Annotated in this window: 8 protein-coding genes; all 8 read left to right on the top strand. The window is 53.6% G+C overall.

Annotated features, from left to right (window positions below):
* The first annotated feature begins 106 nt into the window (after positions 1–106).
* Positions 107–5,140, top strand: a complete 5,034-nt coding sequence (locus tag GC101_RS10735) for an endo-beta-N-acetylglucosaminidase (RefSeq protein ID WP_171717241.1) — start codon at positions 107–109, stop codon at positions 5,138–5,140.
* Between the two features lie 202 nt (positions 5,141–5,342).
* Positions 5,343–7,169 (top strand): sensor histidine kinase, encoded by a 1,827-nt coding sequence (locus tag GC101_RS10730; RefSeq protein ID WP_171717240.1) that lies wholly within the window; start codon positions 5,343–5,345, stop codon positions 7,167–7,169.
* Complete coding sequence (locus tag GC101_RS10725; protein ID WP_171717239.1) at positions 7,162–8,679, top strand: response regulator transcription factor; 1,518 nt, start codon at positions 7,162–7,164, stop codon at positions 8,677–8,679. Before GC101_RS10730 ends, GC101_RS10725 begins: the two co-directional genes overlap by 8 nt.
* Before the next feature lie 195 nt (positions 8,680–8,874).
* Positions 8,875–10,380, top strand: coding sequence for an ABC transporter substrate-binding protein (locus GC101_RS10720; RefSeq protein WP_042138937.1), 1,506 nt, complete (start codon positions 8,875–8,877; stop codon positions 10,378–10,380).
* 90 nt (positions 10,381–10,470) lie between these two features.
* Positions 10,471–11,397 carry an ABC transporter permease gene (locus GC101_RS10715; RefSeq protein ID WP_042138936.1) on the top strand — a complete coding sequence of 309 codons (927 nt, stop codon included), beginning with the start codon at positions 10,471–10,473 and terminating at the stop codon, positions 11,395–11,397.
* Between the two features lie 29 nt (positions 11,398–11,426).
* Positions 11,427–12,350, top strand: coding sequence for a carbohydrate ABC transporter permease (locus tag GC101_RS10710; RefSeq protein WP_171717238.1), 924 nt, complete (start codon positions 11,427–11,429; stop codon positions 12,348–12,350).
* 33 nt (positions 12,351–12,383) lie between these two features.
* Complete coding sequence (locus GC101_RS10705; protein ID WP_171717362.1) at positions 12,384–14,678, top strand: glycoside hydrolase family 3 N-terminal domain-containing protein; 2,295 nt, start codon at positions 12,384–12,386, stop codon at positions 14,676–14,678.
* Positions 14,679–14,695: 17 nt separating this feature from the next.
* Positions 14,696–17,902 carry an alpha-mannosidase gene (locus GC101_RS10700; protein ID WP_171717361.1) on the top strand — a complete coding sequence of 1,069 codons (3,207 nt, stop codon included), beginning with the start codon at positions 14,696–14,698 and terminating at the stop codon, positions 17,900–17,902.
* The last annotated feature ends 94 nt before the right edge of the window (positions 17,903–17,996 follow it).

Here is a 17,996-nt window from a genome sequence, read left to right as displayed (position 1 = left end):
AATAAAAGGGGGGTACAGCAGGATTTTTTATGAATGCGTTTCCAATAATACACCGTTTGAACTAGCAGTATCGAAGATCATCCCCATTACATGAGGAGAGTGGACAATGATATCTCATACCCAAACACGCAAACTTCGCAGACTGACTTCAACCGTAATAAGTGCGGCGCTACTTGCAGGCTTGCTGCCGCAGACCGCTCTGGCCGGAGATACCTGGCCGTTCAAAGGGGACAGCGCGCATGGAGCTAACCAGCCGAGTATACATGGCTACACCAGCAATCAAATCGCGGGTTGGAGTCCTGAGACCGATCCGGATGCGGAACTGCTTCGTTCCCGCGTGCCTTTACAGAAGCGGATTTCATCTTTCACGGCTACACAGGCCAATCCTAAGCTGAGTCCGGATGTCAAGATGATGAATGTCGCAGGCGATTATGGAAATGCCTTCATTGAAAATGCTCCTTATACCAACAAGTTTGCCCAATATCACTTCAATTTCTGGCAGTATGTTGATTATTATTCGTATTGGCATGGTACTGCAACGGCATATACGCCGCCGGAATATTACGATGATCTGGCCCAGTCCGACTGGCAGCAGAAGTGGTTTGAGTTCGGCATGCTGAATATTCCGAATCCAACCTATACGGATGCCGCACATAAGAATGGGGTCATGTCGCTGGCCGGTGTGTTTTTCTCCAACAATGACCGCGGACAGCAAACCTACAAACAAATGATTGTGAAGGATGAGAACGGTGACTTCCCGGTTGCCAGGAAAATGATTGAAATGGCAAATTACTTCGGCTTCGACGGCTATTTCCTTAATCAGGAAGAGGTGAGCCCGAATGTCGCTACAGCCGATATTCCCGATTACATGGCTTTCATGAAGGTGCTGCAACAAGGCGGGTTATATGTCCAGTGGTACGATTCATTAACTACGAACAACGGTTCCAATACCTTTACAAGAACCTTTAGTAATAACAATATTTCGATGCTGTATGATAAAACGGCAAAAGAGCCGGTTTCAAACTCCTTTTTCTTCGATTACGGAGTGAATAGCACCCATATTAATACAGCTATAGGCTATTTGGCTGGAATGAATGAGGATGAAGGGACAAATTACAATCTGTTTGATATTGGCTTTGCCGGACTTGAAGCAGGCCGTGACCGTTTCAAGAGCGTACAGGGAACAGCTCTGAAAGACAAGTTGACAGCAGGCGGAGCTCCGCGTTTGAGCATCGCTACGCTCGGAGCTGATTTCGTCCATGCCGGTCTTGACGAGGATATGGGACAAGCGTGGCCTGTCTCCAAACGCACCGACAATGATTACCAGTGGATGACCCATCTGCGGGAGCAGCTCTGGTGGTCAGGTCCGAATGTGAACCCCGGCAATACAACCGTTTCGCCCGCGAATACGGTGGCGGATGTCTATGCGGATAACCGCTACTGGCCGGGAATTTCTTCGGTCATTGCGGAACGCTCCGTGGTTCAGAATTCCAACTTCTATACGAATTTCAATACCGGGCATGGTATTTCTTATTATGTTAACGGGGAAAAGTCAAATGAGGAAGAATGGTCCAACATGAGCCTTCAGGATATTCCTGTAACGTGGCAATGGTGGCAGGATACCCTGGGCAACCGCTTGACGGTTGATTACGACTACGGTCCGGAATATACAATGACAGACAATTCACGCATGAGCTATAAGCAGATCGGCGGCTTCAACGGAGGCAGTTCACTGGTTGTGAACGGGGCGCTGGACAAGGAGAATTTCCTCCGCTTGTACAAGAGCGACCTGTCCGTACAGGCAACGTCCCAGCTGTCGATTGCTTATAACAAGACTTCAGCCGACGATGCTTCTGTCTTGAGTGCAGGCCTGATCTTCAAGGACAATCCGTCCAAGGTAGTCAGGGTACCTGTGGAGAACAGCGGTAAACAAACCATGGGCTGGGCAACGGCTGAGGTGGATCTGGGGGCTTACGCAGGTAAAGAAATCGCAGCCTTTGGCCTGGTGTTTACGCCGGGTGCAAGCACAATCGCCGATTATCAGGTAAACATCGGCCAAATCCGCATCTCTGACGGTTCAGCCGTGAAGCCGGCCGCGCCAACCCATCTGGTGGTTTCGCAGGCCTTGCCGAATACGAATGAAATGATTCTGAAGTGGGATCTGAACAGCGATTATTCCCAGGTGAAGCAATACAATGTATATGTGAACGACATCTTTATGGGCGGCAAATATGACGAGACGTTCTACATCAAACAGCTGCCAGCCAAATCCGGTATAATTAAAGTCATTCCTGTAGGAGCGGACGGAGTAGAAGGGGAAGCGGCCACAGTGTCCTTTAATTTGGACTCGGCGGTATCGGGTGCTGAGGCCGAAGCTAGCGAGAACGGCGATCTACTGGTCAAGTGGTCCGGTTCAGACGCTGCCGGGAACGTTAAGGTGACGGTGAAATCGGTAAACTGGATTACAACCGCAGAGCCTGTCTCCAGACAATTGATCCTGCCGCAAGGGACAACCTCGGCATTGTTCAGCGATATGCCAGTTAATGGGGACGAGTTCACTGTAACCATCCAGGCAGGCAACTCGGATATTGTAACCTATAATGGTACATTCATTGACAAGCTGTCGGAGCCTTATGCCGAAGCATGGTCCTGGAATGGAAATACACTGAGCCTGCCAATGCCGAACACACGGGACTGGAGGTACATGTACGTCTATGAAGACGGAGTTCCTAAGTCTTTTGCGGTAACCTATTTATCAGGGGCAGCAGCGCAAAAGCCGATGATTATCCGCGGCCGCACCACGAAGGCAAGCCTTAGCTTTACGTCGACCAAAGCAGTAACAGTGGTGATGGAGGATTACAGCGGGAACAAATCCCAGCCGCTGCAGCTGGATAAGCGGTACAACGTAACCTTTAACAGTAACGGCGGCCAGCCGAAAGCGAAGGTTGTCCAGGTTATGAACGGTGCGCTTGTAGCTGCACCGAATGTGGCGAGAGAAGGTTATGTGCTGGAAGGCTGGTATAACGGTAATGCGAGATGGCACTTTGCCTCTGACACGGTGAATGGTCCGCTTACGCTGCAGGCGAAATGGACCGCGCTGCCGCCGAATGTACAGGTGGTCAGTGAAGGCTCGTTCCGGGCAGGACAGGATGGAGTGCTTCGCGCTGTTGGTAAAGGTACCGGTACATTAGTCTATGCCTGGTATGCCGATCAGGGAGAAGGATACGGTGAAGTTATTGCCACTGGCGATACGCTGACACTTACAGATCTGACAGAAGAAATGAGCGGTTACCGCTATAAGGTCATTGTGACCGGCGAAGGCGGCTTGACCGCAGAGAAGGAATACAACCTGCAGGTCCTTCCGGCGGAAATCCAATGGATGACCCCGGCATTTGTAATGGATTTGCCATCGGTACTTGAGACTGTTGCCGGGGAGCCGATCGCGCTTGCCGTCGATACATCAGGAGATATTGCCTCCATTGAGTGGGAAATGAAGCGTGCTGCGGATGAGGAATGGCAGACGGTTCCGGGCGTTACCGGCGCGGTATACCGGTTCAATCCATTATTTGAAGAAGATGGAACGAATTATCGTGTTGTGCTGACCGGCAAAGAGGCCACAGACCCGGCGCGTATCGTTGGCTCACCACTGGCACTGAAGGTCTATCCGCAGCATGAAGCTCCGGCGATTGCTTCATTTACAGCGACAAGCCAATCAGTAATGGAAGGTAACGATGTGACCTTTACAGTTGTTGCCGATTCCGTATATGGTGAACTGGGCTACAGCTGGTTCAAAGATGATCTGGTTATAGAGGATGCTCTTGGCAGCAGCCTGACCCTTGCCAAGGCGCAACTTTCTGATACGGGCGTTTATAAGGCGCGTGTAGAGAATACCCGCATCGTTGGCGGCCGCCCTTATGTGGATACGGCGGATACAGAGGTTATTACTCTGAATGTAAACCGTCAGCCGGTGACGCCAACTAATCCCCCGTTGACGGCAACCAATCCTCCGGTGGCTGCTCTGCCAACGGCAACACCTGTACCGGCTGCAACACCGGCGCCTTCGGTCGCAGTGATATCAGCCGCACAGCTGGGCAGTCCGGCCGTAAACGGTGTAGTTACCGTGCAGGTACAGCAAGCGGTCACAATTGAGCTTCCGGTTAACGCCGGTGAGCTGCTGGGAACCAATACGCTCCGCGTAGAGGGAGACGGAACAGTTCTTGAACTGACACCGGACCTGCTGAAGCAGCTGGCCGAAGCCGTGCCTGCTGCCCAGGGCAACGGTGCAAAGATCGTGCTGCAAGCAGAATTCAAGGCACTTGCACAAGCTTTGCTGAAGACGGAAGCCGGTGTCTCGCTTAAGGGACAACTCCTGGACTATGATCTGAGCTTGTCCCTGGCAGATGGAACCGTTAAGCGTCCCGGCAATTACGCTTCTCCTGTTAGTATAAGCTGGCCAGCCGGTGAAGCACTTCATCCGAAGCTGCTTGGCTTGTACCGTGTAGGCAGTGACGGTACACTCACTTATCTGGGAGGATCTGCTGCGGCCGGCAGTCTTACAGCCGAACTTGACGGCAACGGCACTTACGCACTGCTGGAGTATACGAAGCAGTTCAACGATGTTCCGGTCACGCACTGGGCCTTCGAAGCCTTGCGTGAGCTGTCTGCGAAGCATCTGATCAAGGGAATATCGGAGCAGGCTTATCAGCCGGGCCGGAATATTACCCGGGCTGAATTCGTGCAGCTGATGGCCGGCACGCTGCAGCTAAGCGGCAGCGGCACTACTTCCTTCACTGATGTTCCGGCAGGCGCCTGGTATCAGCAGGCACTCTCCGGCATGGTCCAGGCCGGTCTGATTACCGGCCGTACGCCGGAGTCTTTCCAGCCGGCTGCAGCAATCAGCCGGGAAGAGATGGCCGTCATTCTGATGCGCGCTTACCGGCTGCAGCAGGGTTCAATCCCGGCCGCAACGGGCAGCCTGTCTATTAAGGATGCTGGAGACATCTCCGGCTGGGCAGCGGATCAGGTGGCTGAAGCCGCTGCGCTTGGCCTCGTGAAAGGGCGGGCTGACGGAACCTTCGCGCCCAAAGCTCCCGCCACCCGGGCAGAAGCTGCGCAGATGCTGCTGAATTATCTGAAATAAGCCTGGCGGGCGGTAAGGAAAGACCGCCGGCTCAAGCCATAAACAAGGCGCTCACCCCCTGAACAGTATTTAGGGGGGAGCGCTTCTTGTGTATCATAATGATAAGCGTAAGCTGACAAACTTGAAGCCAATGCTTCCGAAGTGAGTTTGTACGAAGTGGTTTCACGGAAGCGTAAGCTGACAAACTTGAAGGAGGTGGATTATGCGAAGTAATTCCCTGTACCGCAAGTATTTTAAAGATAATATGTTTATGCGCTTCACCCTTATTGTCTCCTGTATCTTCATTGCAACGATCATTGCCTTCTCGTATCTGGTGCTGATGCTGATCTCGGATTCTGCGGTGCAGCGGCAGATGGATATCCAGCGCAAGACGATGGAGAGCATCAGCAACTATGTGGAGAACAAATACCAGTCCGTCCAGGACATGATGCGTGATGTCTACCGGGACGGGAGTCTGGCGAGCAACACCACATTTCTGCTGGAGCATCCCTTCGGCGAATATGTCGAGCACCGGCTGGACCGCTATCTGCTCGGGGATCAGACTACCTCTAACGCCGTACAGTATTTCCAGAACAAGATCGACGATGATCCCGATATCCGCAGCCTGATGCTGTACAGTGCCAATCAGCAGGTGATGTACTATTATGACAACCGCAGGCAGTTTGAACGGATATCCACCAACGCGGCCCATTCCTTTGTCCCGGATTCGATGGTTCTGGATGAGGAGAGCCTGGTGTCCGTGCCGAATATTTGGGTGCTGAAGAGCATCGGCATGCAGAGAACCCCTATGTTCTCGGTGAAGATTCCCATTACCAATAAGTCATCGCTGCTCAATATCGGCCAGCTGCTGGTCTACTTCGATTCCGAATCGATCTGGCAGGCGATGAATAATTATAAGCAGGATTTCAAAGGCGAGATTCTTGTGCTCTCTGCCCAGAATGAAGTCATCTTTGACACTTCGGGTCAAGGGTACGGCCGGAAATATTTGCAGCTGCAAGGGGCGAACTCCGGGGAGGAAATCTCCATGGGCGGAATGCTGGTCACCAGCCTGACCCAGAGCCAGGCCGGCTACACGGTGGTCAGCCTGATCTCCAAGAAGGAGCTTGCCGAAACCTACAGCAGCGCACGCAATACTATTGTTACGATTGCCCTCGTCTGTATTCTGTTCGCCGTGCTGCTGCCGGCGATGTTTATTTCGAATTTTGCCAAACGGACGCACCGCATTATCCGCTTCACCCGCAAAGTGAAAAACGGGGATTTGAACACCCGGATTATAGACAACCGTGAGGATGAACTGGGCCAGATTGCCAAGAGCTTCAACAGCATGCTGGATGAACTGAACCAGTACATTGATCAGGTGTACAAAGCTGAAATCAAGCAGAAGCATACGGAAATCGCTACCCTGGAGGCAAGGGTGAATCCGCATTTTCTCTATAATACGCTGGAGGTTATACGGATGCGGGCTATTTCGAGCGGCGCGAAGGATGTGGGCGAGATGATCTACAGCCTGTCTGTGCTGTTCAAATCGTATGTCCGTCCGAAGGTGAAGTATACGTTCAAGGATGAGCTGGAAGCCTGCCGCATGTACCTGGAGCTGTTCCGGATCCGTTACAAGGACCGGTTCTCCTATACCATTGAATGCAGTAAAGAGCTGGAGCCTATTCCTGTACTCAAAATGTCCCTTCAGCCCGTGATCGAAAATTATATTCTGCACGGCATGCGCACCGGACAAACCGGCAACGTGATCAGCATCAGGGTCCATCCGGATGATCACAACAATATACGGGTTGTTGTCACGGACAACGGCCTGGGGATTGCCGGGGAGAAGCTGAACCAGCTCCGGCTGGGACTGGAGGATAACCGGGAATTGTCCGGATCAGAGTCGTTCGGGCTGCGGAGCATTCATGAGCGGTTAAGGCTGATGTACGGCAAACCGTACGGGGTTGAGCTGGCCAGTGAAGCAGGGGCCGGAACCGAGGTCACTATTACTTTTCCATATCCCGTCAAGGAGGAGACAGATCATGTATAAGGTGTTTATTGTCGATGATGAGCCGTTCATTCTTAGCGGCCTGCAGGATATATTGGACTGGGAGCAGCTGGGCCTTACGATTGTGGGACAAGCCGAGAACGGGCAGGAGGCGCTGGAGCAACTGCGGGAGGTGCCTGCAGATATTCTCATTACTGACATTTCCATGCCCGTGATGACCGGCCTGGAGCTGATCCGTGCGGTCCAGGAATTCCGTCCGGAGCTGAAGGTGGTTGTGCTGAGCGGATATGATGAATTCATCTATGTCAAAGAAGGCCTGGCACTGGGGATTGAGAATTATCTGCTCAAGCCGATCAATCTGGAGGAATTCCAGAGCACGCTGGAGGCGATTGCCGAGAAGCTGAATGTCTCCAGGCTGGATACAGAGTGGTCGGAGTATACGAACTCCGTACTGAAGGATAATGTGCTGCTCCGCTGGCTGCGGAAGCAGATTGACCCGGACGAACTGTCCGAACGGCTGAATCTCCTGGGCTTGTCAATCAGCAGCCGGTATGTGGAGGTTGCTCTGGTCCAGGCAGACCCGGAAACGGAAGCCTTCCGGAAGAATGCCGCCGCTCTCCTCGGTACCCGCGCTTCGTTCTTCATGTTCTGGGACTCGGACAATGATCTGGTGCTCATACATAATTTCGCGGACGAACGCAAAGGGAAGGAAGAGATGGCTTCCATTCTGGAGGAGATCACCGGCCTGGGCTCCCCCGGCCAGCGGCTGCGCGCTGCGGTTGGAGCCGTCATGGACGGGGTGCAGGCTGCTCCGGCCAGCTATGAGCAGGCGAAGCAGGCTCAGGAATTCCTGGAGATCTACCCGGAGCGCAGCCTGATCTATTATGAACAGCTGAAGGAGCGCAAGGAGGATATTGAAGCCGCTTTGCCGGAGGACTGGAGCGAGTATTCGAAATTAATTATGGCCAAGAATCTTCCGGCGCTGACCGAGCGGCTCGAATTGTATTTCTCTGCGAAATGTATGGAAGGGTTGACCCCTGAGCTGCTCCGGGAGATTTCCCTGGAGTGGATTCTGTATTTCCGCATGCTGATTAAGGAGATCCGCAGTGAAATGGAGCGGGAGCTTATTGCGCAGGGGCTGAACGAGATCCACAGGGCGAATTCGCTGCCGGGTCTGTCCGCCGCAGTCATGCAGACGGCCGGAAGCATCATCGAACTGCTGGACCGTGAGCTGAAGAGTCCGGTTGTGAACCAGGTGCTGAATTACATTGAGAAATCCTACAGTGAGGATCTGTCACTGAAGAAGCTGGGCTTCATGTTCAATATTCACCCCGTGTATCTGGGCCAGCTGTTTCACAAAATGACTGGTGATTCCTTTGCAGAATATTTGAACCGTTACCGGATTGAGAAAGCAAAAGAGCAGCTCCGCTCGACAAACAACAAGGTACATGAGATCGCACGCAGTGTCGGCTACTGGGAAATGGGCTATTTTTATAAACAATTTAAGAAATACGTTGGCATCTCACCGACAGAATTCAAGGGGCTGCTCTAAGCAGCTCCTTATTGATAGATATATGTTATGTTTTGGGGTTAATTTCTTTATTTCATACCTGAATATATATAGTTTCTCTTCTATTTGAAAATGCTTTCATCTTATAAAGTAAAGGTATAGCTCATGGAAACCTGCAGCCGGGAAGGCCCGGCAGGCCTGAATTTCCGGACGGCTAATTAAAAGGGGGTACGGCAAATGAGTAAGAAAAAGAAACACTTCTCCTTGTTGTTGACAACGCTTTTAACCGTTTCACTGGCGCTTAGCGCATGTGGGGGGGACAGTAAGAACAATGCAGGCGGGGAAGCGGCTTCAGGAGGCAACAAAGCTGCCGAGTCTACGGAGAAACCTGTAGAGCTGATCTGGTACACTATCGGGCCACCGCAGAAGGATATGGATAAGGTGCTCACAGAAGTCAATAAATACACGCTTGAAAAAATTAATGCAACACTCGATATCAAAATGCTCGACTTCGGGGACTATACGCAAAAAATGCAGGTCATGGCTGCTTCGGGCGAGCCTATGGACATCCTGTTCACCTCTTCCTGGGCCTTCGATTATGTGCAGAATGCACGCAAGGGCGCGTTCCTGCAGCTCGATGATCTGCTGAAGAACCAGGGCAAGGGAATTGTGGATACTATTGATCCGGCGTTCCTGGAAGGCTCCAAGGTGGACGGCCATAACTATGCCATTCCTGCCAATAAAGAGCTTCCGGCTCAAGAAGTCTTCCGCTTCAACAAAGAGCTGCTGGACAAATACAAGCTGGATCTGACCAGCGTGAAAACGATGGCCGATCTGGAGCCGCTGCTCAAAACCATCAAGGAAAACGAGCCTGGAGTGACCCCGTACGCTATGGTCAAGGACTTCATGCCGATTATGCCATTTGACTATGTAATCGAGAAGATGCCGATGGCTGTATATATGGACACCAAGGACTACAAGGTCATCAACATCCTTGAGACTCCTGAAATCAAGGAAGCGCTTAAGACCGTCCGCAAATTCTATCAGGCGGGTTACATCTCTCCTGAAGTAGCCACTACATCGTCGGTGGATGACTTGTACAAAGCCGGCAAATGGTTTACTGACCGTGCCTCCACCCAGCCGATGGCCGACAATCTGTGGTCAGTAAGCTACGGGTATCCGGTTGTGTCGACACCAGCCAGTCAGCCGTATATCTACAACTGGTCCGTCATGGGCTCCATGCAGGCCATCTCCGCCAACTCTGAGTATCCTGAGAAAGCCATGGAATTCCTGAACCTGCTGAATACAGACCCTGTATTGCGCAACATGATTGACTCCGGTATTGAAGGCGTCCATTACGAGAAAATCAGCGACAACATGATCAAGAATCTCCCGGATGCGAAGAACTACGATATGCCGACGTTCTCCCTGGGTAACATTATGATCAACTACCTGAATGAAGGCGACCCTGAGAACAAATGGGAAGAATTCAAGAAGTTCAATGATGCCGGTATCAATGCACCGCTGCTCGGCTTCAACTTCGATACTTCCAAGGTGACTAACGAAATCGCCGCCGTTCAGAACGTGAAGGAAGAATTCTGGGCACCGCTGATGACCGGATCTGTAGATTCGGAAGAATACCTGACCAAGGCCAATGAGAAATTAAAAGCCGCCGGTTTGGATAAAATCATCGCCGAAGCCCAATCACAGATCGACGCCTGGAAAGCAGCGAACAATAAGTAGCATTCAATTCAAGACCGGGCGGGTGATTAGACTTGGCCTGGTCTTTTTGTATCAACGGAAGAACTTTCCGGCATAGGAGGAACTAAGAGTATGGGGAAAATAGGGAAGTCCGCCAAAGATGTGTTGAAAAATAAAGTGCTGCTGTTTATGGTTCTCCCGGGCACGCTGTGGTTTTTATTCTTCTCCTACCTGCCGATGGTGGGTACGGTAATTGCATTTAAGGAGTACCGCTTCAGCCGGGATGGCTTCTGGGCCAGCATCATCAACAGCAAATGGGTCGGCTGGGATAATTTCAAGTTTCTGTTCAGCACCAATGATGCCTATCTGATCACACGCAATACTCTTTTATATAATATAGCCTTCATTGTCCTTGGCTTGATCCTGTCAGTGCTGCTGGCGGTGGTGCTGTCCGAGATTGCCAACAAGAAGCTTGCCAAGCTCTATCAAACAGGCATGTTCCTGCCATACTTTCTGTCCTGGGTCGTTGTGGGATACTTCGCGTTCAGCTTCCTTAGCTCGGAGCGGGGGCTGCTCAATGCAATGTTCGGCAGCAATATCTCCTGGTACTCGGAATCGAAATACTGGCCGTTCATTATTATATTCGTGTTTCTATGGAAGGCTGTCGGCTATAACAGCGTGGTCTATCTCGCCGCAATTATGGGTATAGACAAGTCCCTCTATGAAGCGGCCATGATCGACGGGGCGAGCAAATTCCAGCAGATCCGCGGTATTACGCTGCCAATGCTGAAGCCGATCATCACCATTATGACCTTGCTTGCTATAGGGAAGATATTTTATGCCGACTTCGGGCTGTTCTATCAGGTGCCGAGAGATTCGGGGACGCTCTACAGTGTGACCAACGTAATCGATACGTATGTGTACCGTGGACTCAAGACTACCGGCGAGATTGGAATGAGTACGGCTGCGGGCTTATATCAATCGGTGGTTGGGTTCGTTCTGGTGCTTACCTCCAATTACATCGTGCGTAAATTCGATAAGGACAGTGCATTATTCTAGGGAAAAAGAAGGAAAGTGAGGTCATCCAAATGTCTGCTAATGCTAATCCTGTGAAATCGCGCGATTTCCACCGGCTGTCGTCCGTGTGGAATATCATCTTCAACTGTATCGCCGGAGGCTTTGCCTTACTGTGTATCTTCCCGTTCCTGTTCGTAGTCCTCATCTCCTTCACGGACGAAGGGGCGCTTGCGCGGGACGGCTATCAGTTAATCCCGGCCAAATGGAGTCTGGAAGCCTACAAATATGTATTTGGCTCAGGGGACACGCTGCTCCGTTCCTATGGGGTGACCATTGCCGTAACGGTCATTGGCACGCTTGTCAGCCTGATCATTATTTCACTTTATGCCTATGCCATTTCACGTAAAAGCTTCAAATACCGCAATTTCTTCGCGTTTTTTGCGTTTTTCACCATGCTGTTTAACGGCGGGCTGGTTCCTACCTATATTGTGGTGACACAGATGCTGGGTCTGAAGGACACCATTTGGGCGCTGGTGCTGCCGCTGGCCGTCAATGCTTTTTACATTATGATCCTGCGGACCTTCTACATTACCAGCGTGCCGGATGCCCTGATTGAGTCGGCCAAAATTGACGGCGCCGGAGAGTTCCGCACCTTCCTGGGAATCGTGCTGCCGCTGTCCTTGCCGGGCCTCGCTACGATCGGGCTGTTCAGCACCCTGGGGTACTGGAATGACTGGTTCAATGCCCTGCTCTATATTGATAATCCGAATCTGGTGCCGCTGCAGTCGATGCTGATGCGGATTGAGACCAGTATGCAGTTCATAATGCAGAATTCGCAGAACAGTTCATTAAGTCTGGAAGCCCTCCGCAACATGCCGCAGGATACCTCGCGTATGGCGATGGTGGTATTGGCTACCGGGCCGATTATTTTTGCATATCCGTTCTTCCAGCGTTACTTCATCCAAGGTCTTACCGTGGGTGCCGTTAAAGAGTAGGAGTACAACAGGAGAAAGGGTGTGGGAGCCAAAATGTTATATAAAGACTCTGCGAAGCCCGTCAAGGAGCGGACTGAACATCTGCTGGGGCTGATGACGCCGGAAGAGAAGGTTGGCCAGCTCGTTCAGCTATTCGGGTGGCAGACCTATGATCATACAGAAGGAACGATAGAACTGACAGAAGACTTCAAACGCCAGATCCGCGAAGGCGGCATCGGCGCATTATATGGCACACTGCGGGCAGATCCCTGGACAGGGGTCACCCTGGAGAGCGGACTTGGGGCGCGGGCCGGAGCCGAAGCGGTGAATACCATCCAGCGTTATGTGCTGGAGCATTCCAGGCTGGGCATCCCCCTGCTGATCGGCGAAGAATGCTCGCATGGGCATATGGCGATCGGGGCGACGGTATTTCCGGTTCCCCTGCTGATTGGCAGCACTTGGAATGTCGATCTGTACCGGGAGATGTGCCGGGCAGTAGCTTTGGAGACCCGGGCTCAAGGCGGTGCAGTTACGTATTCGCCTGTGCTTGATGTGGTGCGTGATCCGCGCTGGGGCCGGACCGAGGAATGCTACGGGGAAGACCCGTACCTCATAGGCGAATTCGCTGTAGCTTCTGTGGAAGGACTCCAGGGCGACCGGCTTGACAGCGGGTCCAGTGTCGGGGCGACACTGAAGCATTTTGTCGCTTACGGCAGCTCGGAAGGCGGCAGGAATGCAGGTCCGGCGCATATCGGCAAGCGGGAGCTGCTGGAGGTCGATATGTACCCGTTCCGCAAAGCGGTGGAAGCCGGTGCAGTATCCATCATGCCAGCCTATAACGAGATTGACGGAGTGCCTTGCACAACCAATCAGGAGCTGCTGGAGGATATCCTGCGCGGCGAATGGGGCTTCAAGGGCATGGTCATTACCGATTGCGGCGCTATCGACATGCTGGCCTCGGGCCATGATACAGCGGACGGCGGGGAAGATGCGGCAGTGCAGGCGCTAAGCGCCGGTATTGATATGGAGATGTCGGGCGTCATGTTCGGAGGCTATCTGCTGGAGGCGCTCCGTTCCGGGCGGCTGGATGAGAAGCTGGTGGATCAAGCGGCTGCACGTGTGCTGGAGCTGAAGTTCCGGCTGGGCCTGTTCGAACAGCCGTTTGCCGATCCGGACCGGGCAGAGCAGGTGATCGGCAGCCCGGAACATGCGGAGCTGGCACGGAGCATTGCGGCAGAAGGAATTGTCCTGCTGAAGAATGATGGCATCCTCCCCTTGTCTGCGGGCACAGGAAAAGTGGCTGTCATCGGACCCAATGCGGATACCGGCTATAATCAGCTCGGGGATTACACCTCCCCGCAGCCGCGTGACCGGGTGGCGACGGTGCTGGCCGGAATACGGGCCAAGCTCTCCGCTGAGCCGGAGCGGGTACGTTATGCGCCCGGCTGCCGGATCAAAGACGGTTCCACCGAGGGGTTCGAATCTGCGCTCCAGGCAGCGGCTTGGGCGGATACGATCGTACTCGCACTGGGCGGGTCGAGCGCCAGAGACTTTGGCGAGGGCAGCATTGATCTGCGGACCGGAGCCTCGAAGGTAACAGGGAATGGACTTAGCGATATGGATTGCGGCGAAGGCATTGACCGGATGTCGCTTCATCTGTCCGGCGTTCAGCTGGAGCTGTTGAAGGAGCTGAAGACGCTCGGCAAGCCGGTGGTAGTCGTATATATCAACGGCCGTCCTATTGCCGAGCCCTGGATCGATGAGCAGGCGGATGCCATTCTGGAAGCCTGGTATCCCGGGCAGGAGGGCGGCCATGCCATTGCGGACATTCTGTTCGGCGATGTGAATCCGTCCGGCAGGCTGACCCTCTCGCTCCCGGTGGACGTAGGACAACTGCCCGTCTATTATCTGGGCAAACGTTCACGGGGTGTACGTTATCTTGAAGGGGATTCGCAGCCGCGTTATCCCTTCGGCTTCGGGCTCAGCTATACCGAATTCAGCTATAGCGGGCTGCAGGTAGAGCCTGCTGAAATCCAGGCGGACGGAAGTGCTGAAGTTACGGTGGAAGTGGAGAATACAGGCTTACGCGGAGGCGCGGAGGTCGTTCAGTTATATATTTCCGACCGGGTCAGTAAGGTGACCAGACCGGCCAAGGAACTCAAGGGCTTCCGGAAGATTTACCTGGAACCGGGAGAGAAGCAGACGGTCACTTTCAGGCTCAGTGCTGAACACTTGAGCTATATCGGGGCGGAGTACAAGCGGGTCGTTGAACCGGGGATCTTCCGGATCGGAGTAGGAAGGAACGTCAACGATACGCTCGATATAGAGCTTGCCGTCATGGAGGATTAGGGATGAAACGATTAGATATGGAACGAATAGACAGGTTTATCCGTGAATGTTCACAAGCGCAATGGCTGGAATATCGGGCGATTGAAGACTGGAAGGTCTTCTCCACAGCCTACCGGCAGCCGGGGCAGTATGACGAATTACAGCCGTATTCGGGCAGCGAAGCCTTCGGATTGTTCCCGAGCGTACAGGGAACGACTTATATGTTCCGCACGACGCTTGATATTCCGGCGGACTGGACGGGTGCGGACACAGGGATCATCTTCCACTCCGGCGGAGAAGGGCTGCTGCGTGTAGGCGGAGCTTCCCGGCAGGGGCTGGACCGCAATCATACCTTCGTTTCACTTGACCCTGTTGCCGACGGAAGAAACCCGGAGCTTGAGATCGAGCTCTACGATCCGATTCCCGAGCCGGATGATCCGCTGAACAAGCAGGCGGTGATTCAGCCGCCGGTCCGGTCTATAACCGCTGCGCTCGTCAGGGTTAACCTGCCGGTGCAGTCGCTGATGTATACCGTTACCGTGATCCGAGATTCGGCGCTGCTGCTGCCGGAGCAGGATTTCCGGCGTGTCCGTATCCTGGAGGCGCTGTATCAGGCGATGGATGCTTTTGTCCTTATGGGGCCTGAAGCAGCAAGGTACAGCGGCGGGATCAGAGCCATTGAGCAGGCGCTGACCGGGAAAGTCCGGGAAATCGGCGGCAACAGCGAAGGCTTCATTCATATGGTCGGGCAGTCGCATATCGATATTGCCTGGCTGTGGCCCACGAGGGAAACTGTTCGGAAGACCAGCCGGACCTTCTCGACGGTTCATGCACTGATGGAGGAATACCCGGAGTACCGCTACGCCCAGAGCCAGCCGCAGCTGTTCGCTTATCTGAAAGATAATGATCCTGAATTGTACGCGAAGGTGAAGGCGCGGATTCTTGAAGGGCGCTGGGAGCTTGTTGGCGGTATGTGGGTGGAGCCGGATCTGAATATTCCAAGCGGGGAATCCCTGATGCGGCAGATGCTGTACGGGCAGCGGTTCTATCAGGAGGAGTTCGGGCGGCAATCCGAGATTGAATGGCTGCCGGACACCTTCGGGTATTGCGCTTCCCTGCCGCAGATTCTGAAGCATGGCAAGGTCCGTTATTTCATGACGACCAAGCTGGGCTGGAATGATACGAATCTGTTTCCTTATGATTTGTTCCACTGGGTAGGCATCGACGGAACGGCACTTCTGTCTTATATGAACCACGGAGTGAATGAGAGTACGCTGCCGAAGGATATTCATGAGCACTGGCAGTCCTACCGTGAAAAAGCCGTGCACAGCGAACAAATGCTTCTCTACGGACACGGGGACGGGGGCGGCGGAGTGACCCGGGAGATGCTTGAATATCTCTCGCGCTCCGAGCTCATGGTGGGCCAGCCAGCCTCCGGCTACAGTACGGCGGCAGATTTCTTCGCAGGCATCGAGCAGGCGAAGCCTGAGCTGCCGGTCTGGCAGGGCGATCTCTATCTGGAGCTGCACCGGGGAACCTATACCACACATGCCCGGAACAAACGCAATAACCGCAAGGCCGAGATTCTGTACAGGGAAGCGGAACTATGGCAGACGCTGGCCGGACACCAGCTGCAGCCGCAGCAGCGGGAAGAGATCGGGCAGGACCTGCATGAGGGCTGGAAGCTGATTCTGCTTAACCAGTTCCATGATATTATTCCCGGCTCGTCGATTCCCGAGGTCTATCAGACCTCGGACAAGGAGTATCAGAGCATCTTCGCTCTTGGAGATAGCAGCCTAAAGTCGGTCATGGAGGCCGCCGTATCGGATATCGATACCCGTGGAGAGGGCCAGCCTTATGTCGTCCTGAACGGTCTGGGCTGGGCCCGGGATATAGTGGTTGAGCTCCCGGCTGCCGGAGACAGAGCGGATAACACTGCTGCTGCCGTATATGACCGGAACGGAATGCGGCTGGCCGCGGAGCCGGTTACAGCAGACGGGCCAGCTGCTCTCCGCGTGCGGGTGCCGGAGGTTCCGGCATTCGGGTACGTTACCGTGTGGCTGAGAGATGAGGAACAGCCAGCGTTGTGCGAAGATGGCGGAGTTGACGGTAACGGCGGGGTTGGCAGAGATAGCGGAGATGTGCCGACACCGATTGAAGCATCTAATGAAGCTTCGGTTGCAGCTTCGTTCGGCCAGGACTGGGAGACGGAATATTACCGGCTCCGGTTCAATGAACAGGGCGAGATCATCAGCCTGTACGATAAGGAAGCCGGGCGTGAGATTGTCAAGGCCGGAGAGCGGCTGAACCGGCTGCATTTCTTCCATGACCGCCCTATCCTATGGGATGCCTGGGATATAGACAGCCGGTATGAGGAGCAGCCTGCCGGAGAAGCTGTTCTGCTGGAGCAGAAGCTGCTGTCCTCAGGCCCCGTAAGCGATGTGCTGTACTTCCGCTGGAGCATCGGCCAATCCGAAATAGAGCAGGAGCTGATCCTGTATCACAGTGACCGGCGGATCGACTTTAAGACGAAGGTGCAATGGAATGAAGCCCATAAGCTGCTGAAGGTCGGCTTCCCGGTAGATGTAGTGACCAGCAAGGCGACCTATGAGATCCCGTTCGGCGCGCTGGAACGGTCAACGCACCGCAACACCAGCTGGGAGCAGGCGCAATATGAAGTCTGCGGGCACCGCTATGCCGATGTGTCTGAGCATGACTATGGTGTCAGCCTGCTGAATGACTGCAAATACGGCTATGACACGCAGGGCAGCACGATCCGTTTGTCGCTGCTGCGCGCGCCGCGCTGGCCGGATCATTCCGCGGATCTGGGCACACATGAATTCACTTATTCACTGTATCCGCATACCGGAGACTGGCGCGGGGCGCATACCCTCCGCAAAGCCGCTGAGCTGAATCACACTTCCTATGCGGTTGCCTGTGATTCAAGTGCAGGACAGCTGCCGCCTTCAGGCTCATTCCTCCCCTATGACGGGAAGCAGGTTATCCTGGATACAGTCAAATTGGCGGAAGATGGAAGCGGCAGTATTCTGCGGCTGTATGAATCCGCTGGCGGACGCGAGACCGTCAAGCTCGGCTGGCCGCTGCCGCATTCGGCGATATACCTGTCCAATGCACTGGAAGAAGAGACAGAGCTGCTGCCGGATGAGGCGGGAGAGCTGACGCTTACGTTCCATCCGTTTGAGATCAAGACTATTAAAATTGTTCATTCAGAATTAGCTGAATAAAAGATAATAACAAAAAGTGAGAAGGAACGGAGGGGGATTTTGGAACTGTAGGAGCGTTAGCGATCGCCTTTGTCACCGGATTTCCACCGCGAAA

Origin of the sequence: Paenibacillus phytohabitans (genome assembly GCF_013141775.1) — a bacterium.
Classification (GTDB): domain Bacteria; phylum Bacillota; class Bacilli; order Paenibacillales; family Paenibacillaceae; genus Paenibacillus_AQ; species Paenibacillus_AQ phytohabitans.
Note: the sequence above shows the minus strand (reverse complement) of the source record. Positions and strands in the feature narration are given on the sequence as shown.